The 22,575-nt window shown below is 54.2% G+C and carries 19 protein-coding genes, 1 riboswitch and 1 other annotated feature; of the genes, 10 read left to right on the forward strand and 9 right to left on the reverse strand.

Going from position 1 to position 22,575, the window contains the following annotated elements; all coding sequences use genetic code 11:
- Window positions 1–115 precede the first annotated feature (115 nt).
- Window positions 116–663, reverse strand: a sequence feature (16S ribosomal RNA rRNA prediction is too short).
- A gap of 624 nt (window positions 664–1,287) precedes the next feature.
- Window positions 1,288–2,877 (forward strand): bifunctional phosphoribosylaminoimidazolecarboxamide formyltransferase/IMP cyclohydrolase, encoded by a 1,590-nt coding sequence (gene purH, locus WES_RS01390; protein WP_001550410.1) that lies wholly within the window; start codon window positions 1,288–1,290, stop codon window positions 2,875–2,877.
- An 11-nt stretch (window positions 2,878–2,888) separates the two neighbouring features.
- Window positions 2,889–4,178: a phosphoribosylamine--glycine ligase gene (purD, locus tag WES_RS01385; protein ID WP_016159844.1), complete on the forward strand. Its 1,290-nt coding sequence runs from the start codon at window positions 2,889–2,891 to the stop codon at window positions 4,176–4,178.
- On the opposite strand, the gene zraR is transcribed toward purD, so the two are convergent.
- Both zraR and zraS read right to left on the reverse strand, forming a co-directional pair.
- A complete protein-coding gene (zraR, locus tag WES_RS01380) occupies window positions 4,175–5,500 on the reverse strand; it encodes a sigma-54-dependent response regulator transcription factor ZraR (RefSeq protein ID WP_016159843.1) in 1,326 nt (441 codons plus the stop codon). The two genes, purD and zraR, sit on opposite strands and share 4 nt — an antisense overlap.
- Window positions 5,497–6,894 carry a two-component system sensor histidine kinase ZraS gene (gene zraS, locus WES_RS01375; protein ID WP_016159842.1) on the reverse strand — a complete coding sequence of 466 codons (1,398 nt, stop codon included), beginning with the start codon at window positions 6,892–6,894 and terminating at the stop codon, window positions 5,497–5,499. The genes zraR and zraS overlap by 4 nt, the downstream gene beginning before the upstream one ends.
- 237 nt (window positions 6,895–7,131) lie before the next feature.
- Between zraS and zraP the strand changes: the two genes are divergently transcribed.
- Window positions 7,132–7,554, forward strand: a complete 423-nt coding sequence (gene zraP, locus WES_RS01370; RefSeq protein ID WP_016159841.1) for a zinc resistance sensor/chaperone ZraP — start codon at window positions 7,132–7,134, stop codon at window positions 7,552–7,554.
- A 1-nt stretch (window position 7,555) separates the two neighbouring features.
- Here zraP and WES_RS01365 read toward each other — a convergent pair whose 3' ends face one another.
- The 6 genes from WES_RS01365 to nudC form a co-directional block, all read right to left on the reverse strand.
- Entirely contained in the window at window positions 7,556–8,251 is a 696-nt protein-coding gene (locus WES_RS01365) for a DUF1481 domain-containing protein (protein WP_032147960.1), read from the reverse strand.
- 12 nt (window positions 8,252–8,263) lie between these two features.
- A complete protein-coding gene (gene hupA, locus WES_RS01360; protein WP_001044513.1) occupies window positions 8,264–8,536 on the reverse strand; it encodes a nucleoid-associated protein HU-alpha in 273 nt (90 codons plus the stop codon).
- A 186-nt stretch (window positions 8,537–8,722) separates the two neighbouring features.
- A complete protein-coding gene (locus WES_RS01355; protein ID WP_000940106.1) occupies window positions 8,723–9,313 on the reverse strand; it encodes a YjaG family protein in 591 nt (196 codons plus the stop codon).
- 42 nt (window positions 9,314–9,355) lie between these two features.
- Window positions 9,356–10,027, reverse strand: coding sequence for a deoxyribonuclease V (gene nfi, locus WES_RS01350; protein ID WP_000362401.1), 672 nt, complete (start codon window positions 10,025–10,027; stop codon window positions 9,356–9,358).
- Between the two features lie 9 nt (window positions 10,028–10,036).
- Window positions 10,037–11,101 (reverse strand): uroporphyrinogen decarboxylase, encoded by a 1,065-nt coding sequence (hemE, locus tag WES_RS01345; RefSeq protein WP_000137656.1) that lies wholly within the window; start codon window positions 11,099–11,101, stop codon window positions 10,037–10,039.
- A gap of 39 nt (window positions 11,102–11,140) precedes the next feature.
- A complete protein-coding gene (nudC, locus tag WES_RS01340; protein WP_000373944.1) occupies window positions 11,141–11,914 on the reverse strand; it encodes an NAD(+) diphosphatase in 774 nt (257 codons plus the stop codon).
- Between the two features lie 94 nt (window positions 11,915–12,008).
- Here nudC and WES_RS01335 point away from each other — a divergent pair, with 94 nt between their 5' ends.
- From WES_RS01335 to thiH, 7 genes are all read left to right on the forward strand, one after another.
- On the forward strand, window positions 12,009–12,485 hold the full coding sequence (locus WES_RS01335; protein WP_000934292.1) for an Rsd/AlgQ family anti-sigma factor: 477 nt from the start codon (window positions 12,009–12,011) through the stop codon (window positions 12,483–12,485).
- A gap of 51 nt (window positions 12,486–12,536) precedes the next feature.
- Window positions 12,537–12,637, forward strand: a riboswitch (TPP riboswitch).
- 79 nt (window positions 12,638–12,716) lie between these two features.
- Window positions 12,717–14,612: a phosphomethylpyrimidine synthase ThiC gene (gene thiC / locus WES_RS01330; RefSeq protein WP_016159840.1), complete on the forward strand. Its 1,896-nt coding sequence runs from the start codon at window positions 12,717–12,719 to the stop codon at window positions 14,610–14,612.
- Complete coding sequence (thiE, locus tag WES_RS01325) at window positions 14,612–15,247, forward strand: thiamine phosphate synthase (protein ID WP_000284594.1); 636 nt, start codon at window positions 14,612–14,614, stop codon at window positions 15,245–15,247. The genes thiC and thiE overlap by 1 nt, the downstream gene beginning before the upstream one ends.
- Window positions 15,240–15,995, forward strand: coding sequence for a thiazole biosynthesis adenylyltransferase ThiF (gene thiF, locus WES_RS01320; RefSeq protein ID WP_016159839.1), 756 nt, complete (start codon window positions 15,240–15,242; stop codon window positions 15,993–15,995). Before thiE ends, thiF begins: the two co-directional genes overlap by 8 nt.
- The gene (thiS, locus tag WES_RS01315) at window positions 15,979–16,179 is read left to right on the forward strand and encodes a sulfur carrier protein ThiS (protein WP_001166251.1); all 201 of its coding nucleotides are present in this window, start codon (window positions 15,979–15,981) and stop codon (window positions 16,177–16,179) included. Before thiF ends, thiS begins: the two co-directional genes overlap by 17 nt.
- A gap of 1 nt (window position 16,180) precedes the next feature.
- On the forward strand, window positions 16,181–16,951 hold the full coding sequence (gene thiG / locus WES_RS01310) for a thiazole synthase (protein ID WP_016159838.1): 771 nt from the start codon (window positions 16,181–16,183) through the stop codon (window positions 16,949–16,951).
- The gene (gene thiH / locus WES_RS01305; protein ID WP_016159837.1) at window positions 16,948–18,081 is read left to right on the forward strand and encodes a 2-iminoacetate synthase ThiH; all 1,134 of its coding nucleotides are present in this window, start codon (window positions 16,948–16,950) and stop codon (window positions 18,079–18,081) included. The genes thiG and thiH overlap by 4 nt, the downstream gene beginning before the upstream one ends.
- A 241-nt stretch (window positions 18,082–18,322) precedes the next feature.
- Here the strand turns inward: thiH and rpoC are convergent, their stop codons facing one another.
- A complete protein-coding gene (gene rpoC, locus WES_RS01300; protein WP_000653937.1) occupies window positions 18,323–22,546 on the reverse strand; it encodes a DNA-directed RNA polymerase subunit beta' in 4,224 nt (1,407 codons plus the stop codon).
- Window positions 22,547–22,575: the final 29 nt, after the last annotated feature.

Genomic DNA, 22,575 nt, shown 5'->3' on the forward strand with positions numbered 1-22,575 from the left:
CCCCCCTCTACGAGACTCAAGCCTGCCAGTATCAGATGCAGTTCCCAGGTTGAGCCCGGGGATTTCACATCTGACTTAACAGACCGCCTGCGTGCGCTTTACGCCCAGTAATTCCGATTAACGCTTGCACCCTCCGTATTACCGCGGCTGCTGGCACGGAGTTAGCCGGTGCTTCTTCTGCGGGTAACGTCAATGAGCAAAGGTATTAACTTTACTCCCTTCCTCCCCGCTGAAAGTACTTTACAACCCGAAGGCCTTCTTCATACACGCGGCATGGCTGCATCAGGCTTGCGCCCATTGTGCAATATTCCCCACTGCTGCCTCCCGTAGGAGTCTGGACCGTGTCTCAGTTCCAGTGTGGCTGGTCATCCTCTCAGACCAGCTAGGGATCGTCGCCTAGGTGAGCCATTACCCCACCTACTAGCTAATCCCATCTGGGCACATCCGATGGCAAGAGGCCCGAAGGTCCCCCTCTTTGGTCTTGCGACGTTATGCGGTATTAGCTACCGTTTCCAGTAGTTATCCCCCTCCATCGGGCAGTTTCCCAGACATTACTCACCCGTCCGCCACTCGTCAGCGAAACAGCAAGCTGTTTCCTGTTACCGTTCGACTTGCATGTGTTAGGCCTGCCGCCAGCGTTCAATCTGAGCCATGATCAAACTCTTCAATTTAAAAGTTTGACGCTCAAAGAATTAAACTTCGTAATGAATTACGTGTTCACTCTTGAGACTTGGTATTCATTTTTCGTCTTGGGACGTTAAGAATCCGTATCTTCGAGTGCCCACACAGATTGTCTGATAAATTGTTAAAGAGCAGTTGCGACGCGGCTTTCAGCTCACTGTCGCGAGGTGGCGTATATTACGCTTTCCTCTTTCAGAGTCAACCCTGAATTTCAGGATTTTTCTCTTCAACCGAACCGGCTGTTTGTGTGAAGTGATTCACATCCGCCGTGTCGATGGAGGCGCATTATAGGGAGTTCTCCTGAGGCCGCAATAGAAAAATTGCAAAAAAATGACTGACTGCTGCATTCCCCAGCAAAACCCCTATTTATACCTTTTTACGCACAGAGTTATCCACAATCATAAGTGTTATTTCTGTATTCCTGACCTGCTAACCACAATCGAAATGGTGCTCACCATCGAAACAAAAAAATTCGCGAGCGTTGCGCAAACGTTTTCGTTACAATGCGGGCGAAAAATAAAGATGCCCCGTTAGGGGCGTTAGCTGAGTTTTTCGCGAAAAATTCAGCTAACGCTCTCTGTAATAGTCAAATCCAGGGGATTTACCATGCAACAACGTCGTCCAGTCCGCCGCGCTCTGCTCAGTGTTTCTGACAAAGCAGGTATCGTCGAATTCGCTCAGGCACTTTCCGCACGCGGTGTGGAACTGCTATCTACAGGAGGCACTGCCCGACTGTTAGCAGAAAAGGGTCTGCCGGTGACCGAAGTTTCCGATTACACCGGTTTCCCGGAGATGATGGATGGACGTGTGAAGACTCTGCATCCGAAAGTACATGGTGGCATTCTGGGCCGTCGCGGCCAGGACGATGCCATTATGGAAGAACATCAGATCCAGCCTATCGATATGGTGGTTGTTAACCTGTATCCGTTCGCCCAGACCGTTGCCCGTGAAGGCTGCTCGCTGGAAGATGCGGTTGAGAACATCGATATCGGCGGCCCAACGATGGTGCGCTCCGCCGCCAAGAACCATAAAGATGTCGCCATCGTGGTGAAGAGCAGCGACTACGACGCCATCATTAAAGAGATGGATGCCAACGAAGGATCGCTTCTGCTTGCAACCCGTTTCGACCTCGCTATCAAAGCCTTCGAGCACACTGCCGCCTACGACAGCATGATTGCCAACTACTTCGGCAGCATGGTTCCGGCTTACCACGGTGAAAGCAAAGAAGCTGCCGGTCGCTTCCCGCGCACGTTGAACCTGAACTTCATTAAGAAGCAGGATATGCGCTACGGCGAGAACAGCCACCAGCAGGCTGCCTTCTATATAGAAGAGAATGTGAAAGAAGCCTCCGTTGCCACCGCAACCCAGGTTCAGGGTAAAGCCCTCTCTTATAACAATATCGCCGATACCGATGCGGCGCTGGAGTGCGTGAAAGAGTTCGCCGAACCGGCATGTGTGATTGTGAAGCACGCCAACCCTTGCGGCGTGGCTATCGGCAATTCCATTCTTGACGCTTACGATCGCGCGTACAAAACAGACCCGACCTCCGCATTCGGCGGCATTATTGCCTTTAACCGCGAGCTGGATGCTGAAACCGCACAGGCCATCATTTCTCGTCAGTTTGTCGAAGTGATCATTGCGCCATCCGCCAGCGAAGAAGCGTTGAAAATCACCGCAGCTAAACAGAACGTACGTGTGCTCACCTGTGGTCAGTGGGGCGAGCGTGTTCCGGGACTCGATTTCAAACGCGTTAACGGCGGCCTGCTGGTTCAGGATCGCGATCTGGGCATGGTCGGTGCAGAAGAACTGCGCGTCGTCACCAAACGTCAGCCGACCGAACAGGAACTGCGTGATGCGCTGTTCTGCTGGAAAGTGGCGAAGTTCGTGAAATCCAACGCTATCGTCTATGCCAAAAACAATATGACCATCGGGATTGGCGCAGGCCAGATGAGCCGCGTGTACTCCGCCAAAATCGCCGGTATTAAAGCTGCCGATGAAGGTCTGGAAGTCAAAGGTTCCTCTATGGCTTCTGACGCGTTCTTCCCGTTCCGTGATGGTATTGATGCTGCCGCTGCTGCCGGCGTGACCTGCGTAATCCAGCCTGGCGGTTCTATTCGTGATGACGAAGTGATTGCCGCCGCCGACGAGCACGGTATTGCAATGCTCTTCACCGACATGCGCCACTTCCGCCATTAATGGAGCGACAGATGAAAGTATTAGTGATTGGTAACGGCGGACGCGAGCACGCACTGGCCTGGAAAGCGGCGCAGTCGCCGCTGGTTGAGACCGTATTTGTCGCACCGGGTAATGCGGGAACGGCGCTGGAGCCTGCGCTGCAAAACGTCGCTATCGGCGTAACCGATATCCCGGCGCTGCTGGACTTCGCGCAAAACGAAAAGATCGATCTGACTATCGTCGGCCCGGAAGCGCCGCTGGTGAAAGGCGTGGTCGATACTTTCCGCGCCGCCGGGCTGAAAATCTTCGGCCCAACCGCAGGTGCCGCGCAACTTGAAGGCTCGAAAGCGTTTACCAAGGATTTCCTGGCCCGCCATAAGATTCCTACGGCGGAATACCAGAACTTCACCAAGGTAGAACCTGCGCTGGCGTATCTGCGTGAGAAAGGCGCGCCAATCGTCATTAAAGCTGACGGTCTGGCTGCCGGGAAAGGCGTTATCGTGGCGATGACGCTGGAAGAAGCGGAAGCGGCTGTTCACGATATGCTGGCGGGCAACGCTTTTGGCGACGCGGGTCATCGCATTGTTATCGAAGAGTTCCTCGACGGCGAAGAAGCGAGTTTTATCGTAATGGTGGATGGTGAGCATGTGCTGCCGATGGCCACCAGCCAGGATCACAAACGCGTAGGCGATAAAGATACCGGGCCAAACACCGGCGGAATGGGGGCTTACTCTCCTGCGCCGGTAGTGACCGATGAAGTTCATCAGCGCACCATGGAACGTATCATCTGGCCAACCGTGAAAGGCATGGCGGCGGAAGGCAATACCTACACCGGTTTTCTCTATGCAGGTTTGATGATCGACAAACAGGGCAACCCGAAGGTTATCGAATTTAACTGCCGCTTTGGCGATCCAGAAACCCAGCCGATTATGCTGCGCATGAAGTCCGATCTGGTTGAGCTCTGCCTGGCAGCCTGTGAAGGCAAGCTGGACGAGAAAACATCCGAGTGGGATGAACGCGCTTCCCTCGGCGTGGTGATGGCTGCGGGCGGGTATCCGGGCGATTACCGCACCGGCGATGTGATCCACGGCCTGCCACTGGAAGAAGTCGAAGGCGGCAAAGTGTTCCACGCGGGCACAAAACTGGCGGATGACGAGCAGGTGGTGACCAGCGGCGGGCGCGTACTGTGCGTCACCGCGCTGGGTCATACCGTGGCAGAAGCGCAGAAACACGCTTATGCCTTAATGGCCGATATCCACTGGGATGACTGCTTCTGCCGGAAAGATATCGGCTGGCGCGCTATCGAACGCGAGCAGCACTAACGCGACAGTTTTGCCAATAGCGTTTTGCGCGTAATCCCTAACTGACGGGCGGCTTCGGTTTTGTTGCCGCCCGTTTTCTCCAGCGCCGCCAGAATCACCTCTTTTTCCACTTCCACCAGCGGCTGAATATCCTGACTTTGCGCCAACGGAATCGGCGTACCGGCAATCGCCAGCGGCAGCTCGCGTTCGGAAATATATTCCCCGGTCAGCAGCACCACTGCCCGTTCTACCGCATTTTCCAGTTCGCGAATATTTCCCGGCCAGTCGTAGTGAATCAGCAGATCCATCGCCTGGGGCGTAAAGCCTTTTATCGCCTTGCGATTACGTTCAGCAAATCGTTGCAGAAAATGGTCAGCCAGCAGGGGAATATCCTCCCGTCGTTGCCGCAGCGACGGTACTTCAATCGCCACCACGTTCAGCCGATAGTAGAGATCCTGGCGAAAACGCCCGACCTTTACCTCAGCGGCAAGATCGCGATGGGTCGCCGCAATCAGCCGGACATCAACCGAGATGGTCTGGTTGCTGCCGACACGCTGAACTTCGCGCTCCTGAATCGCACGCAGCAGACGAACCTGCATCATCGGCGAGATATCGCCAATTTCATCGAGAAACAGCGTGCCGCCGTCCGCCTCAACAAAGCGCCCTTCACGCCGTTTGTCGGCGCCGGTAAATGCCCCTTTTTCGTGACCGAACAATTCAGATTCCAGTAAGGATTCATTGAGCGCCGCGCAGTTGAGCGTTACCAGCGGCTTTTCACTACGTGCACTGCTGGCATGAATCGCTCTGGCGACCAACTCTTTACCCGTACCGGAATCACCGTGGATAAGCACCGTGGCTTCCGATGGCGCGACAAGGGCGATTTCACTGAGCAGGTGTTGCATCGACTGGCTTTTACCGACCATACCGAACTGGCTGGCAGACACCGCAGGCGTTTCAGCGTCAACACTGTGCGTATGTGCGAGCGCCTTTTCCAGTGTCGCCTGCAGGTTATCGAAATCCAGCGGTTTGATGAGATAATCCAGCGCCCCGGTTTTCAGTGCTTCTACTGCCGTCTCGACACTGGAGTAAGCGGTCATAATCAGTACCGGAATCGCCGGATTTAACGCTTTGATCTCTTTCAGCGTGGCGATGCCGTCCATCTGTGCCATTCGCACATCGCAAAGCACAAGATCAAAAACCTGTTCCCGCACCTGCGCCAGCGCCTGTTGCCCACTATTCGCCAGCGCGACGTTATAACCCCAGCCGCGCAGTAATGCCTGCAAGATGGTGCAGTGGCTAATGTCATCATCCACCACCAGAATATCGATATTATCGTGCGTCATCCTTGTGGGTCCTTACGCGTAATATTGACCGGAAACCAGAGGGTGAACGTTGCGCCTTTTCCCTCCTGGCTTGCGACCTGAATTGTACCACCGTGTTGTTCAACAATATTATGCACGACCGCCAGCCCCAGTCCGGTGCCTTCGGCTTTGGTGGTGAAGTATGGGGTGAAGATGGCTTCAAGCTGATCCGCCGCAATTCCTTTACCGCTGTCGGTAACGCTGATTTTCACGCCAGCACCGCTTTCGCTGGCCGTCACGCTAATCACGCCATGCTGACCAATCGCCTGAATGGCATTGAGATAGAGATTCAACAAGACCTGGGTCAGTCGGTCCGGATCGGCCTGAATTTGCGGCAACGTGTCGTTGGCAGTAAAGCGTAACTGGATCTCCCGGCTGTTTGCATCCTGGCTCACCAGCTGTAATGAATGGTTAATCAAGGTATTGAGATCCACCGCCTGCAAAGCCAGGTGCGTTGGCTTGACCAGTTCCAGCAACTCACTCACCACACGATTCAAACGGTCGGACTCTTTCGCCATTACCTGCGCCAGTTGATGCGCTTCCCCGCCCTCTGGTGCTCGTTCGGCAAAGTATTTCGCCAGCCCTTTAATTGAGGAAAGCGGATTGCGAATTTCATGGGCAACGCCTGCCGCCAGATGCCCCAGCGCCACCAGCTTCTCTTTGCGCTTCATCTCATCCTGTAGAAGCTTGCGCGAGCGCAGATATCGGCGATACCAGAAGAATGACAACACGCTTGCCAGCAGTACCGTCGCCAGGGCGAAGAGGATAATCAGGGTGTTGCGCTTCTCCCCAATCTGGGTTGCAACCAGATCACTGGCATCAACAGCGATAAAGATAGCCTGTTGTGCTTCTGCCTGTGGCACAGCTTTTCCGTTACAGCGCGGCATATTGTGCATACCATGCCGCCAGGGAGCTGACATTGGCTGGAACAAACGATAGACCTCAAGCGCAGGCGCAGTTTCCGCTTTCTCAAGCAGTCGCCAGCGGGAGTTTTCCTCTGGCTTTAACTGCTGCATTTCATCTGGCGAATAGAGTGCACGCCCGACCATTTCGGGGTCACTGTGAAGAATGATGATGCCCTGGGCATCGGTGACAGCAAACCACAATACCCCCGGCTGGCCTGCCATCTCTTCCAGAAGTGCCTGCTGCTGAATATGGTGCATTCGCATCCCCATCCCTACGCGACTTCCCGACTCCAGAGCGCGAATAAGCACATTACCTTTTTCCAGTAATGCCTGGCGATCGGCCTCGCTTGCCCGCCCATAATCGCGAATAACCGTCACTGCAAACAATCCCACCAGCCCAACAATGACCACGGGGAGGATCGCGCTTAACCATTTGGCTAAGGCGTCTTTAGAACGTTGCATAAAACGCATCTTCTTCGTTGCCTGTTCATCCCTTTTTGACAGCAGAAATCATGCCATCTTTTATCAGCGTTTACCCTGCGCTGTAACACAAACACTTACGTTTCAATGAGTAAAAATGACTCGCGACCCACAGCAGGCGAGTCATTTTTACTCGCTTATCATGCCAGATTGCCCGTCACATCAGCGTTTCGTCGTTGGCACGGAAGATGCAATACCCAAAGTAAGACAACCACTGGAGGATTAACCATGAAACGGAACGCGAAAATTGCCCTGGTGATGATGGCGCTTTCAGCAATGGCGTTGGGCTCAACATCTGCATTTGCTCACGGCGGACACGGTATGTGGCAGCAAAATGCCGCGCCTTTGACCAGCGAACAACAGACGGCGTGGCAGAAAATCCATAATGACTTTTACGCCCAAAGCAGCGCGCTGCAACAGCAACTGGTAACGAAGCGTTATGAATACAACGCTCTATTAGCCGCTAACCCACCGGATAGCAGCAAAATTAACGCGGTCGCCAAAGAGATGGAGAATTTGCGTCAGTCGTTAGATGAGTTGCGGGTGAAACGGGATATCGCGATGGCTGAAGCAGGTATTCCGCGCGGTGCCGGAATGGGCATGGGTTACGGCGGCTGTGGTGGTGGTCATATGGGTATGGGCCACTGGTAAACTAGAACGTTTTCTCGTTGGGTTGCCAGCGACAGAAATCAGAGTTTGCCACTAACAGTAATTGCGAACCTTCGGGCGCTTCCAGCCATGCCACGCTGACATCAACAGAAGAGCGGCTCTGGCGGCGCTCGATATGCGCTATCGCCTGTGAATCTAAATCAGGTTTAATGGTTTGCCCTTCGCAGGTGGTCACGGTCTGTTCCATCGCATGCCAGCGCCCCTGGCGCAGCACGACTCTCCCCTGACGTAAGGCATCGCTAATCTGGCGGATCTGATCAGCACGATAACGGTATAAATCGATTTGGTCGTTAGAAAGCTGCTGCTTTTCCCCATCGGATTCACGTTGCATAAAGCTCAGATCACCGCGATCGTCAAAACGCGCACGAATGTTCACCGGCGGTTTGCTGTAAACATTGATATTGATGAGCGTGAGGTTATCGCCCTGCCAGCGATACTCTCGCGTCGTGGTATCGCCATTGCGCCACGGACTGAACACAGCAAGCAAATGCACATTATCGCCGCTGTCTTTTCGCCAGATACGTACCGCGCCCTGGTCTTCAGCAAAACCACTGGCGGTAAAGGGAGGAAGTGAAGAGTTGTGGCTACAGGCAGTAAGAAACAGAGCGCCCGCCAGCATCAATGATCGACGCCAGAAAGACAAAAGGGGTGAAACCACCCCTTCGTTAAAACTGTTCACTGCCACGCAATCTTACTTAACTGCGTCTTTCAGTGCCTTGCCAGAAACAAATGCCGGTACGTTAGCTGCGGCGATTTTGATTTCTTTACCGGTCTGCGGGTTGCGGCCAGTACGCTCAGCGCGGTGGTTCACTTTGAAGGTTCCGAAACCAACCAGTTGTACAGCATCGCCTTCTTTCAGAGACTCAGTAATTGCAGCCAGAGTGGACTCCAGAGCAGCTTTAGCCTGGGTTTTGGACAGTTCTGCTTTCTCTGCAATTACATCAATCAGTTGAGTCTTGTTCATAAGTTATCCTTACAATGTGTTTATCGCTTGCTAAGCATCGAGTGCGACGGAAATGCCAGAATAGCACTCTCCTGCATACACGCACCGATAGCCACTTTTTTTCGCCCCCCAAATGTAGACCAGACGGGGGGCGAAAGGGAAGACTCCAGGTACGACAAATCAGGCGTTAATTCACGTTTTCTGGTCTTATTGCTGAAAAATTATACCAATATTGCTCTCACCCGCCTCACGCAGGTCGGCTCTAAGGCCTTTTATCAGCTCAATGTCACGTTCTTCACACTCGGCTAAAAGTCGGAATATTTCCCACTGAATGTCCCATTCTTGCTCAACGGCTGGGTTTTCTTTCAGCTCTTCATCGCTCATTTCACGACCAGCCTGAGTCATTTCCAGCATCGCAACGGTAGTGATGGAGGTCTTACTCACTTCCACCGCGTGTTCGAGCGTTTCGCCACTCAAACGTGAATGAACCAGTTCACTTAACGCCACGCAGGCATCAATTGCCGGATAAACGCCGTACAGATCGAAATCGTCCGCTGAAGGAATCGCTTCCTCAAATTTCTCCAGTTGGCTGTCGAAATTCACTTTTGCGTCTTTGACGGTCAGTGTTTCCCAGATGAGATCGAGAATACGGCGGTAAATTTGCCCATCACCAAAACCGGTTTGCTGGCAAAACATGGCGTAATTGGGGTACATGCGTTCGCATAAGCAGGCCATGAAAGTGACATGCTGCCAGCTTTCCAGGCGCTCCAGACGCAGATGAATCGGGTTTTGTAACATGTTGAGTTCTCAAATACGGAAATTATCCGCAGTTTACCTGAATTAGGGCTGATTTGCTGTATAGCGCACAAATGCCGGACGTTCCGAGGCCACGGCATCCGCCCAGCGCGTTGGCTCCGGCAGACGATAGCCTTTCATGCAGCGTTGTACCCACGCCAGCGCGCTATCCACGCTGACCCGATGACCCGTAGCGATAAACAGCGGGTTGCAGCGTGCTTTGCTGCGCCAGACCCAGGCCAGCTGCTCGCCTTTATCCATCAGCGGCGCCAGCGCGCCCGGTTCGCTGGAGAGCGGTTCGAATTTACCGCAGAGCCGTTTTTTCGCCACGCCTATCGTTGGCACATCCACCAATAAGCCAAAATGGCTGGCGACACCAAGACGGCGAGGATGCGAGATCCCATGACCATCGACAAACACTAAATCCGGCTTTTGCGACAGCATCTCCCACGCTGCCAGCAGCGCAGGATATTCGCGGAAGGAGAGAAAACCAGGAATGTAAGGCATGGTGGTGGCGATGCGGGCCACTTTATACTCCACCAGCTCAAGCGAGGGGTATTTCAGCAGCACCATCGCCGCTCGCGTCACTTCTCCGCCCTGCTCAAACCCGACATCGGCTCCAGCGATCAGATCCGGTGGATCTTTATCAAGTCGATCCTCGCGGATCACAGAAGAAGCCAGTTCAAGTTGTTGTGTGCGTAATGACGCGAGATCCATAACCACTCCTTACTGATGATAAGGCGCAGACAGGCGATGCACTGCCTCCACAAACACGCCAGCATGTTCTGGCGGCACATCCTGGTGAATGCCGTGACCAAGGTTAAAGACATGACCTTCGCCGTGACCGAAACCTGCAAGTATAGTCGCTACTTCTTCTTCAATTCGGGCTGGCGGCGCGTACAGCATCGACGGGTCCATATTGCCCTGCAACGCGACTTTATTACCCACGCGGCGGCGCGCATCGGCGATGTCGGTTGTCCAGTCCAGTCCCAGCGCATCGCAACCGGTTTCCGCCATGGCTTCCAGCCACTGTCCGCCACCTTTGGTAAACAGTGTTACTGGTACGCGGCGACCGTCGTTTTCACGCAATAAACCATCAACAATTTTATGCATGTAATAGAGCGAGAATTGTTGGTAGTCGCGCCCGGTAAGCACGCCGCCCCAGGTGTCAAAAATCATCACTGCCTGAGCACCGGCTTTAATCTGCGCGTTCAGATACAGGGTGACGCTTTTCGCCAGTTTATCGAGCAGAGCGTGCAGTGCCTGCGGATCGGCATACATCATTTTTTTGATCACTGTGAAGGCTTTGCTGCTGCCGCCTTCCACCATGTAGGTCGCCAGCGTCCACGGGCTGCCGGAAAAACCAATCAGCGGCACTTCGCCTTTCAGTTCGCGGCGAATGGTACGCACCGCGTTCATCACGTAACCCAGCTCATCTTCCGGGTCCGGAATTGGCAGTTTATCGACGTCAGCTTTGCAGGTGACTGGCGAGGTAAAACGCGGGCCTTCTCCGGCTTCAAAATAGAGCCCTAACCCCATCGCGTCCGGCACGGTGAGGATATCGGAAAAGAGGATCGCCGCATCCAGCGGGTAGCGACGCAGCGGTTGCAAAGTCACTTCGCACGCCAGTTCGGCATTTTTGCACAGCGACATAAAATCGCCCGCTTGGGCGCGCGTGGCTTTATATTCCGGTAGATAGCGACCCGCCTGGCGCATCATCCATACTGGAGTGACATCAACGGGCTGGCGCAGCAGCGCCCGCAGATAACGATCGTTTTTAAGTTCGGTCATTTTGGCTATTCCTTAGTGCGTCAGGCGGTCAGTGTATCATCACTCATACTCTGCCCGACACATCGCCACCGTATCTTCTATCAGGCGGCGCGCCACGGTGCCGGGCGGTGGCAGTAAGGGTAAATCGTCGTAGCGATACCAGTTCGCCTCCAGCAGTTCTTTCGGGTCAATCACGATGTCGCCGCTGTCATAGTCCGCCATAAACGCAGTCATTAATGACTGAGGAAACGGCCACGGCTGAGAAGTCACGTAACGCAGGTTTTTGACTTTGATGCCACTCTCTTCCATTACTTCCCGCGCGACCGCCTGTTCGAGGGTTTCGCCCACTTCGACGAATCCGGCAAGTACCGTATGGACACCGTTACGATGGCGGGTATGCTGAGCAAGCAGGATCGAATCATTGCGACGGATGGCAACGATAATGCAGGGGGCGATTTGCGGATAGTAACGCTCACGGCAGTGACTGCACAGCATCGCCCATTCTGTTTTGCTCGGGTACATTTCATGCCCGCAATACCCGCAGTATTTATGCGAGCGGTAAAACTCCGCCAGTTGCACGCCGCGTCCGGCTAGTTGAAACAACCCGACGTCCAGATCAATGACCTGGCGCACCGAGCCCATATCATGGCGACGCTGCTGTTGAACTAGCCAAACAGGTTCCCCCTGCCATTCGCCGATTTGTAGTGCGCGCTGACCCACAAGATCGAAATTTGCCGCTTCGCCATATGGCAATTCTCCCTTCGGCAACCATAATTTTTGCTCATGACTGACGACCCACCAGCCGTGATCTAATTTTTCAATTATACGATCCATAGCTCTTGCACTACCTTTGCATCACTGGCATGTTTAACATGGTTTTTACATTTCTCACTGAGCAGTTTTTGAATACAAACTTGCGGAGTCAATCATGCTTAACCAGCTCGATAACCTGACGGAGCACGTCAGAGGAAGTAACAAACTGGTTGATCGCTGGCTACATGTACGTAAGCATCTGCTCGTGGCTTACTACAATCTGGTTGGCATTAAGCCTGGCAAAGAATCGTACATGAGGCTAAACGAAAAAGCCCTTGATGATTTTTGCCAGAGTCTGGTCGATTATCTGTCTGCCGGACATTTCAGTATTTATGAGCGCATTCTTCATAAGCTGGAAGGCAACGGGCAACTCGCGCGCGCCGCAAAGATTTGGCCGCAACTGGAAGCCAATACACAACAGATTATGGATTACTACGATTCCAGCCTGGAAACCGCCATCGATCATGATAATTACCTTGAGTTTCAACAGGTTTTATCTGATATCGGCGAGGCGCTGGAAGCACGCTTTGTGCTGGAAGATAAGCTGATTCTGCTGGTGCTTGATGCCGCCCGCGTCAAACATCTTGCTTGAGTTCTGCGCTGTTAACGCGTAATTTACATTCAACGCCCCGTTTTCGGGGCTAATTTCTTGTCGGAGTGCCTTAACTGGCTGAGACCGTTTATTCGGGATCCGCGGAACCTGATCAGGCTAATACCTGCGAAGGGAACAAGAGTTAATCTGCTATCGCATCGCCTCTGCGCGATCGTCTCTTGCTTCATCCGTCGTCTGACAAGCCACGTCCTTAACTTTTTGGAATGAGCTATGTCTGCAACAAAACTGACCCGCCGCGAACAACGCGCCCAGGCCCAACATTTTATCGACACCCTGGAAGGCACCGCCTTTCCCAACTCAAAACGCATTTATATCACTGGCACACAACCCGGCGTGCGCGTGCCGATGCGTGAGATCCAGCTTAGCCCGACGCTAATTGGCGGTAGCAAAGAACAGCCGCAGTACGAAGAAAACGAAGCGATTCCGGTCTACGACACCTCCGGCCCGTATGGCGATCCGCAGATTGCCATTAACGTGCAGCAAGGGCTGGCAAAACTACGCCAGCCGTGGATCGATGCGCGCGGCGATACCGAAGAACTTACCGTGCGCAGCTCCGATTACACTAAAGCGCGGCTGGCAGATGATGGCCTCGACGAGCTGCGTTTTAGCGGCGTCTTGACGCCAAAACGCGCCAAAGCAGGCCGCCGCGTCACACAGCTGCACTACGCCCGCCGGGGCATCATCACACCTGAGATGGAATTCATCGCCATTCGCGAGAATATGGGGCGCGAGCGCATTCGTAGCAAAGTTTTGCGCCACCAGCATCCGGGAATGAGCTTTGGCGCACGTCTGCCGGAAAATATCACTGCGGAATTTGTCCGTGATGAAGTCGCTGCCGGACGCGCGATTATCCCCGCCAACATTAATCACCCTGAATCAGAGCCGATGATTATTGGTCGTAACTTCCTGGTAAAAGTTAACGCTAATATCGGCAACTCGGCGGTCACCTCTTCCATCGAAGAAGAAGTGGAAAAGCTGGTGTGGTCTACGCGCTGGGGAGCGGATACGGTGATGGATCTTTCCACCGGCCGCTATATTCACGAAACCCGCGAATGGATTTTACGTAACAGCCCGGTGCCGATTGGTACTGTGCCGATCTACCAGACGCTGGAAAAGGCTAACGGGATCGCGGAAGAGCTTACCTGGGAAGCGTTCCGCGACACGCTGCTGGAACAGGCCGAACAGGGCGTAGATTACTTCACGATTCATGCGGGCGTTCTCCTGCGCTACGTGCCAATGACCGCGAAACGCCTGACCGGTATCGTCTCTCGCGGCGGTTCGATTATGGCGAAATGGTGCCTCTCCCATCATCAGGAAAATTTCCTCTATCAACACTTCCGCGAAATTTGTGAAATCTGCGCTGCTTATGACGTTTCGCTATCGCTGGGCGACGGCCTGCGACCCGGTTCGATTCAGGACGCCAACGATGAAGCGCAGTTTGCCGAGCTGCATACGCTGGGCGAACTGACCAAAATCGCCTGGGAATATGACGTACAGGTGATGATTGAAGGCCCCGGGCATGTGCCGATGCAGATGATTCGCCGCAATATGACCGAGGAGTTAGAGCACTGCCACGAAGCACCGTTTTACACTCTGGGGCCGCTAACTACCGATATTGCACCGGGCTATGACCACTTCACGTCGGGGATTGGCGCGGCGATGATCGGCTGGTTTGGCTGCGCGATGCTCTGTTACGTAACGCCGAAAGAGCACCTGGGTCTGCCTAATAAAGAAGATGTTAAGCAAGGGCTTATCACCTATAAGATTGCCGCCCACGCTGCCGACCTGGCAAAAGGGCATCCGGGCGCGCAAATTCGCGATAACGCCATGTCGAAAGCCCGCTTCGAATTTCGCTGGGAAGACCAGTTTAATCTGGCTCTCGACCCGTTTACCGCCCGCGCTTATCACGATGAAACCCTGCCGCAAGAGTCCGGCAAAGTCGCCCATTTTTGCTCCATGTGCGGGCCGAAATTCTGCTCAATGAAAATTAGCCAGGAGGTGCGCGATTACGCCGCCGCGCAAACCATTGAAGTGGGGATGGCGGATATGTCGGAGAATTTCCGCGCCAGAGGCGGAGAAATTTACCTGCGTAAGGAGGACGCGTGATGTATCAGCCTGATTTTCCTCCTGTACCTTTTCGTTTAGGACTGTACCCGGTGGTGGACAGCGTACAGTGGATCGAACGTCTGCTGGACGCTGGCGTGCGAACCCTCCAGCTACGCATCAAAGATCAGCGCGATGAAGAGGTGGAAGCCGATGTAGTAGCGGCAATTGCGCTGGGTCGCCGCTATAACGCGCGGCTGTTTATTAATGATTACTGGCGGCTGGCGATTAAGCATCAGGCATATGGCGTCCATCTGGGGCAGGAAGATTTGCAATCTACCGATCTCAAGGCCATCCGCGCGGCAGGCCTGCGGCTGGGCGTTTCGACCCATGACGATATGGAAATCGACGTCGCGCTGGCAGCTCGCCCTTCTTATATCGCGCTGGGACATGTGTTCCCGACCCAAACCAAACAGATGCCTTCTGCACCGCAGGGGCTGGAGCAACTGGCACGGCACATTGAGCGCCTGGGGGATTATCCCTCCGTGGCGATTGGCGGTATCAGTCTGGCGCGCGCGCCTGCGGTGATGGCGACGGGTGTCGGCAGTATCGCCGTCGTCAGTGCCATTACCCAGGCGGCAGACTGGCGTTTGGCAACGGCACAATTGCTGGAAATAACAGGAGTTGGCGATGAATGACCGTGACTTTATGCGTTACAGCCGTCAAATCCTGCTCGATGATGTTGCCATTGAAGGGCAGCAAAAACTGCTCGACAGCCAGGTACTGATTATCGGCCTTGGCGGGCTGGGTACGCCCGCTGCGTTGTACCTGGCGGGTGCTGGCGTCGGGACGCTGGTGCTGGCAGATGACGACGATGTGCATTTAAGCAATCTGCAACGACAAATCCTCTTTACCACTGAAGATATCGATCGCCCGAAATCGCAGGTCTGCCAACAACGACTGACACAGTTAAATCCCGATATTCAACTGACGGCATTACAACAACGGTTAACGGGTGAGGCGTTAAAAAATGCGGTAGCACAAGCCGATGTAGTGCTCGACTGTACTGACAATATGGCGACTCGACAGGAGATTAATGCCGCCTGCGTGGCACGCCACACGCCGCTTATTACCGCCAGCGCGGTCGGATTTGGCGGTCAGTTGATGGTATTAACGCCGCCCTGGGAGCACGGTTGTTATCGCTGTCTGTGGCCGGATAACCAGGAGCCAGAACGCAATTGCCGCACGGCAGGCGTAGTTGGTCCGGTGGTCGGGGTTATGGGCACTTTACAGGCACTGGAAGCGATTAAGTTATTGAGCGGTATTGAGACGCCTGCGGGAGAACTCCGACTATTCGACGGTAAATCGAGCCAGTGGCGCAGCCTGGCGTTGCGCCGTGCCAATGATTGCCCGGTATGTGGAGGATGCAATGCAGATCCTGTTTAACGACCAACCGATGCAGTGCGTCGCCGGACAAACTGTTCACGAGCTGCTGGAACAACTCGATCAGCTAAAAGTGGGCGCGGCACTGGCGATTAATCAGCAAATCGTCCCGCGTGAGCAGTGGGCACAACATATCGTGCAGGATGGTGACCAGATCCTGCTTTTTCAGGTTATTGCAGGAGGTTGAGATGTTACGTATCGCGGACAAAACGTTTGATTCACATCTGTTTACCGGCACCGGGAAATTCGCCTCTTCACAACTGATGGTGGAGGCGATCCGCGCTTCCGGTAGTCAGCTGGTGACGCTGGCGATGAAACGCGTCGACTTGCGCCAACACAACGACGATATCCTCGCCCCGCTTATCGCGGCGGGTGTGACACTGCTGCCGAATACTTCCGGGGCGAAAACGGCGGAAGAAGCTATCTTCGCCGCTCATCTGGCACGCGAAGCTCTGGGCACACACTGGCTGAAGCTGGAGATTCACCCTGACGCCCGCTGGCTGTTGCCCGATCCCATCGAAACACTGAAAGCCGCCGAAACGCTGGTGCAACAGGGATTTGTCGTGCTGCCTTACTGCGGTGCCGATCCAGTGTTGTGTAAACGTCTGGAAGAAGTCGGTTGCGCGGCGGTGATGCCGCTCGGCGCACCGATTGGCTCTAATCAGGGACTGGAAACCCGCGCCATGCTGGAGATTATTATCCAGCAAGCCACGGTTCCGGTGGTGGTTGATGCTGGCATCGGCGTTCCCAGCCATGCCGCACAGGCGCTGGAAATGGGAGCCGATGCGGTATTGGTAAATACGGCGATTGCCGTCGCGGACGATCCCGTCAACATGGCGAAGGCATTTCGCCTGGCGGTAGAAGCGGGTCTGCTGGCACGTCAGGCTGGACCGGGCAGCCGCAGTCATTTTGCTCATGCCACCAGCCCGCTGACCGGATTTCTGGAGGCATCGGCATGAAAACCTTCAGCGACCGCTGGCGGCAACTGGACTGGGACGACATCCGCCTGCGTATCAACAGCAAAACGGCTGCTGACGTAGAGCGGGCGCTAAGTGCAGCGGCACTCACCCGCGACGACATGATGGCGCTGCTATCGCCAGCCGCCAGTGAATACCTGGAACCACTGGCCCAACGGGCGCAGCGTCTGACTCGTCAGCGATTTGGCAACGTCGTCAGCTTCTACGTCCCGCTTTATCTTTCCAATCTTTGCGCTAACGACTGCACGTACTGTGGATTTTCCATGAGCAACCGCATCAAGCGCAAAACGCTGGATGAAGCGGATATCGTCAGAGAAAGCGCCGCTATTCGGGAAATGGGCTTTGAACATCTGTTGCTGGTCACTGGTGAACATCAGGCAAAAGTGGGAATGGATTACTTCCGCCGCCATCTCCCTGCCCTGCGTAAACAATTCTCCTCACTACAGATGGAAGTGCAACCACTGGCGGAAGCGGAATACGTCGAGTTAAAACAGCTTGGTCTGGATGGGGTGATGGTTTATCAAGAGACGTATCACGAGGCGACATACGCCCGTCATCATCTGAAAGGGAAAAAACAGGACTTCTTCTGGCGGCTGGAAACACCGGATCGACTGGGTCGCGCGGGGATTGATAAGATTGGCCTTGGCGCGCTAATCGGCCTTTCCGACAACTGGCGCGTTGACTGCTATATGGTTGCCGAGCATTTGCTATGGCTGCAACAGCATTACTGGCAAAGCCGCTACTCTGTCTCCTTCCCGCGCCTGCGCCCGTGTACTGGCGGGATTGAGCCAGCGTCGATTATGGATGAACGCCAGTTAGTGCAAACCATCTGCGCTTTCCGGCTGTTCGCGCCGGAGATTGAACTTTCACTCTCCACGCGAGAATCACCGTGGTTTCGCGATCGCGTTATTCCGCTGGCAATCAATAACGTCAGCGCCTTCTCGAAAACGCAGCCAGGAGGCTATGCCGACAATCACCCTGAACTGGAACAATTCTCACCGCACGACGATCGCAGACCAGAAGCTGTGGCCGCCGCCTTAACCGCTCAGGGTTTGCAGCCGGTATGGAAAGACTGGGACAGCTATCTGGGACGCGACTCGCAAAGGCGATGAGACAGAATGTAAGGACGTAAATTTATTCCGAGCCGCTACGGAAGATGAAAAACGCAAGGTTGTTGAAAGCATTGCGTTTTTTTATGGTAGTGCCGTCAGCAGGAATGTTGTCCAGGGCGAAAAGCTTCTTCCTCGTTTCGCCCTGCCTTTCTTAATATTTTCCGTAAAAACTTTGCCCTCTGAATAACAGCCATAAAAAAACCCGCCGAAGCGGGTTTTTACGTTATTTGCGGATTAACGATTACTCGTTATCAGAACCACCCAGACCTGCGTTCAGCAGTTCTGCCAGGCTGGCAGACGCGTCTTCTGCAGTCACCTGCGGTGCAGCCGGAGCTTCGCCCGCAGCACGGCGGCGCATACGATCCTGGTGATACGCATAACCCGTACCTGCCGGGATCAGACGACCCACGATAACGTTCTCTTTCAGACCGCGCAGTTCATCGCGTTTGCCCGCAACAGCTGCTTCGGTCAGTACGCGAGTGGTCTCCTGGAACGATGCCGCAGAGATGAACGACTCGGTTGCCAGAGACGCTTTGGTGATACCCAGCAGATCGCGGGCGTAAGTTGCACCCACTTTGCCGTTCGCTTCCAGTTCGCGGTTTGCGATCTTGACGCGAGAGTATTCAACCTGTTCGCCTTCCAGGAAGTCGGAGCTACCCGCGTTAACGATGGTGGCTTTACGCAGCATCTGACGAACGATAACTTCGATGTGTTTATCGTTAATCTTAACGCCCTGCAGACGGTATACGTCCTGTACTTCGTTAACGATGTAACGAGTCACAGCATGAACACCACGCAGACGCAGAATGTCGTGCGGCGCTTCCGGACCGTCGGAAATGACGTCACCACGTTCTACACGTTCACCTTCGAACACGTTGAGCTGACGCCATTTCGGAATCATCTCTTCGTAAGGTTCGCTGCCGTCTACCGGAGTGATAACCAGACGACGTTTACCTTTGGTTTCTTTACCGAAGGAAACGACACCGCTGATTTCAGCCAGGATTGCCGGCTCTTTCGGACGACGCGCTTCGAACAGGTCCGCAACGCGCGGCAGACCACCGGTGATGTCCTTAGTACCGCCAGATTCCTGCGGAATACGCGCCAGGGTGTCACCGGAGCTTATCTGTACGCCATCTTCCAGCTGAACAATCGCTTTACCCGGCAGGAAGTACTGCGCAGGCATATCAGTACCAGGGATCAGAACGTCGTTACCCTGAGCATCAACGATTTTCAGTGCCGGACGCAGATCTTTACCACCTGCGGTACGTTCTGCGGAATCCAGAACCACCAGCGAAGACAGACCGGTCAGTTCGTCGGTCTGACGAGTAATGGTCTGACCGTCAATCATATCGGTGAAGCGAACAAAACCGCTTACTTCAGTGATAACCGGCATGGTGTGCGGATCCCAGTTTGCAACGGTTTCGCCGCCTGCAACCTGTTCGCCATCACCTTTCGCCAGTACCGCACCGTAAGGCACTTTGTAGCTTTCTTTAGTACGACCAAATTCGTCGATCAGTTTCAGTTCGGTGTTACGGGAAGTGATAACCAGTTTACCGCTGGAGTTCACAACCGACTTCACGTTGCTGAGTTTGATGCTACCTTTGTTTTTCACCTGGATGCTGGATTCAGCAGCCGCACGGGACGCCGCACCACCGATGTGGAACGTACGCATGGTCAGCTGTGTACCCGGTTCACCGATGGACTGTGCCGCGATAACACCGATTGCTTCACCTTTGTTGATGATGTGGCCACGCGCCAGGTCACGACCGTAGCAGTGCGCACATACACCAAAGTCGGTGTCACAGGATACAACAGAACGTACTTTAACCGCGTCGACAGAGTTCTCTTCCAGCAGGTCACACCACTGTTCGTGCAGCAGCGTGTTGCGTGGAACGAGGATATCGGCAGTACCCGGCTTCAGAACGTCTTCTGCAGTTACACGACCCAGTACGCGATCGCGCAGCGGCTCTTTAACGTCGCCACCCTCGATAACCGGGGTCATCATGATACCTTCATGAGTACCACAATCGTCTTCGGTAACCACCAGGTCCTGCGCCACGTCAACCAGACGACGAGTCAGGTAACCGGAGTTCGCCGTTTTCAGTGCGGTATCCGCCAGACCTTTACGAGCACCGTGGGTGGAGATGAAGTACTGGAGTACGTTCAGACCTTCACGGAAGTTCGCGGTGATTGGCGTTTCGATGATGGAGCCATCCGGCTTCGCCATCAGACCACGCATACCAGCAAGCTGACGAATCTGTGCCGCAGAACCACGCGCACCGGAGTCGGCCATCATGTAGATGCTGTTGAAGGAAACCTGCTTCTCTTCCTGACCGTCACGGTTGATAACAGTTTCAGTTTGCAGGTTATCCATCATCGCTTTGGATACACGATCGTTCGCCGCAGCCCAGATATCGATAACTTTGTTGTAGCGTTCGCCCGCAGTTACCAGACCAGACTGGAACTGCTCCTGAATTTCAGCAACTTCTGCTTCTGCCTCGGAGATGATTTCGTGTTTCTTCTCCGGGATGACCATGTCATCGATACCAACCGATGCACCGGAACGCGCTGCATATGCAAAGCCGGTGTACATGATCTGGTCCGCAAAAATAACGGTTGGTTTCAGGCCGAGAATGCGGTAGCAGGTGTTCAGCATTTTGGAGATTGCTTTTTTACCCAGCGCCTGGTTGACGATGGAGTAAGGCAGACCTTTCGGTACAATCATCCACAGAATGGCACGGCCAACGGTCGTGTCCTTCAGGCTGGTTTTCGCTACTAATTCACCGTTAGCATCTTTTTCGTATTCAGTGATACGCACTTTGACGCGCGCATGCAGAGAGGCCAGGCCAGCGCGATAAATACGCTCAGCTTCTTTCGGGCCAGTCAGCACCATGCCTTCGCCTTTGGCGTTAACACAGTCACGGGTCATGTAGTACAGACCCAGTACAACGTCCTGAGACGGAACGATGATTGGTTCGCCGTTCGCCGGGGACAGGATGTTGTTGGTAGACATCATCAGCGCACGCGCTTCCAGCTGGGCTTCCAGCGTCAGCGGTACGTGAACAGCCATCTGGTCACCATCGAAGTCGGCGTTATATGCCGCACAAACCAGCGGGTGCAGCTGGATAGCTTTACCTTCGATCAGTACCGGTTCAAATGCCTGGATACCCAGACGGTGCAGAGTCGGTGCACGGTTCAGCAGTACCGGGTGTTCGCGGATAACTTCGTCCAGGATATCCCAAACGACAGCTTCTTCGCGCTCAACCATTTTCTTAGCGGCTTTGATGGTGGTAGCGAGGCCACGCAGTTCCAGCTTGCCGTAGATAAACGGTTTGAACAGCTCCAGTGCCATTTTCTTCGGCAGACCGCACTGATGCAGACGCAGGTATGGACCTACGGTGATTACAGAACGACCGGAGTAGTCAACACGCTTACCGAGCAGGTTCTGACGGAAACGGCCCTGTTTACCTTTGATCATGTCGGCCAAAGATTTCAGAGGACGCTTGTTAGAACCGGTGATCGCACGACCGCGACGACCGTTATCCAGCAGGGCGTCTACCGCTTCCTGCAGCATACGTTTTTCGTTACGTACGATGATGTCCGGCGCCGCCAGATCCAGCAGACGTTTCAGACGGTTGTTACGGTTAATGACGCGACGATACAGATCGTTCAGGTCAGAAGTCGCGAAACGACCACCATCCAGCGGAACCAGCGGACGCAGATCTGGCGGCAGTACCGGCAGAACGGTCAGGATCATCCACTCTGGTTTGTTACCAGACTGAACGAACGCTTCCAGCAGTTTGATACGCTTGGTCAGCTTCTTGCGCTTGGTTTCGGAGTTAGTTTCGTTCAGCTCTTCACGCAGCTGTTCGCACTCTTGCTCCAGATCCATGCTCTTCAGCAGAGCCTGGATTGCTTCCGCACCCATTTTCGCGTCGAATTCGTCACCGAACTCTTCCAGCGCGTCCAGATACTGCTCTTCAGTCAGGATCTGCTGGCGTTCCAGGTTGGTCATACCGCCTTCGATTACCACATAGGATTCGAAGTACAGCACGCGTTCGATATCGCGCAGCGGCATATCGAGCAGCAGGCCGATACGGGACGGCAGCGATTTCAGGAACCAGATGTGCGCAGTCGGAGAAGCCAGCTCGATGTGGCCCATACGCTCACGGCGTACTTTGGTCTGGGTCACTTCAACGCCGCACTTCTCACAGATAACGCCACGGTGTTTCAGGCGCTTGTACTTACCGCACAGGCACTCGTAGTCTTTTACCGGCCCAAAGATACGGGCGCAGAAAAGGCCGTCACGCTCAGGTTTGAACGTACGGTAGTTAATGGTTTCCGGCTTTTTAACTTCACCGAAAGACCATGAACGGATCATGTCTGGCGATGCCAGAGCAATTTTGATCGCATCAAACTCTTCGGTTTTAGTCTGCGCTTTCAGAAACTTTAATAAATCTTTCACGGATTTGCTCCCGTCGGAGTTAGCACAAT

It is taken from the genome of Escherichia sp. KTE31 (genome assembly GCF_000407925.1).
Classification (GTDB): domain Bacteria; phylum Pseudomonadota; class Gammaproteobacteria; order Enterobacterales; family Enterobacteriaceae; genus Escherichia; species Escherichia ruysiae.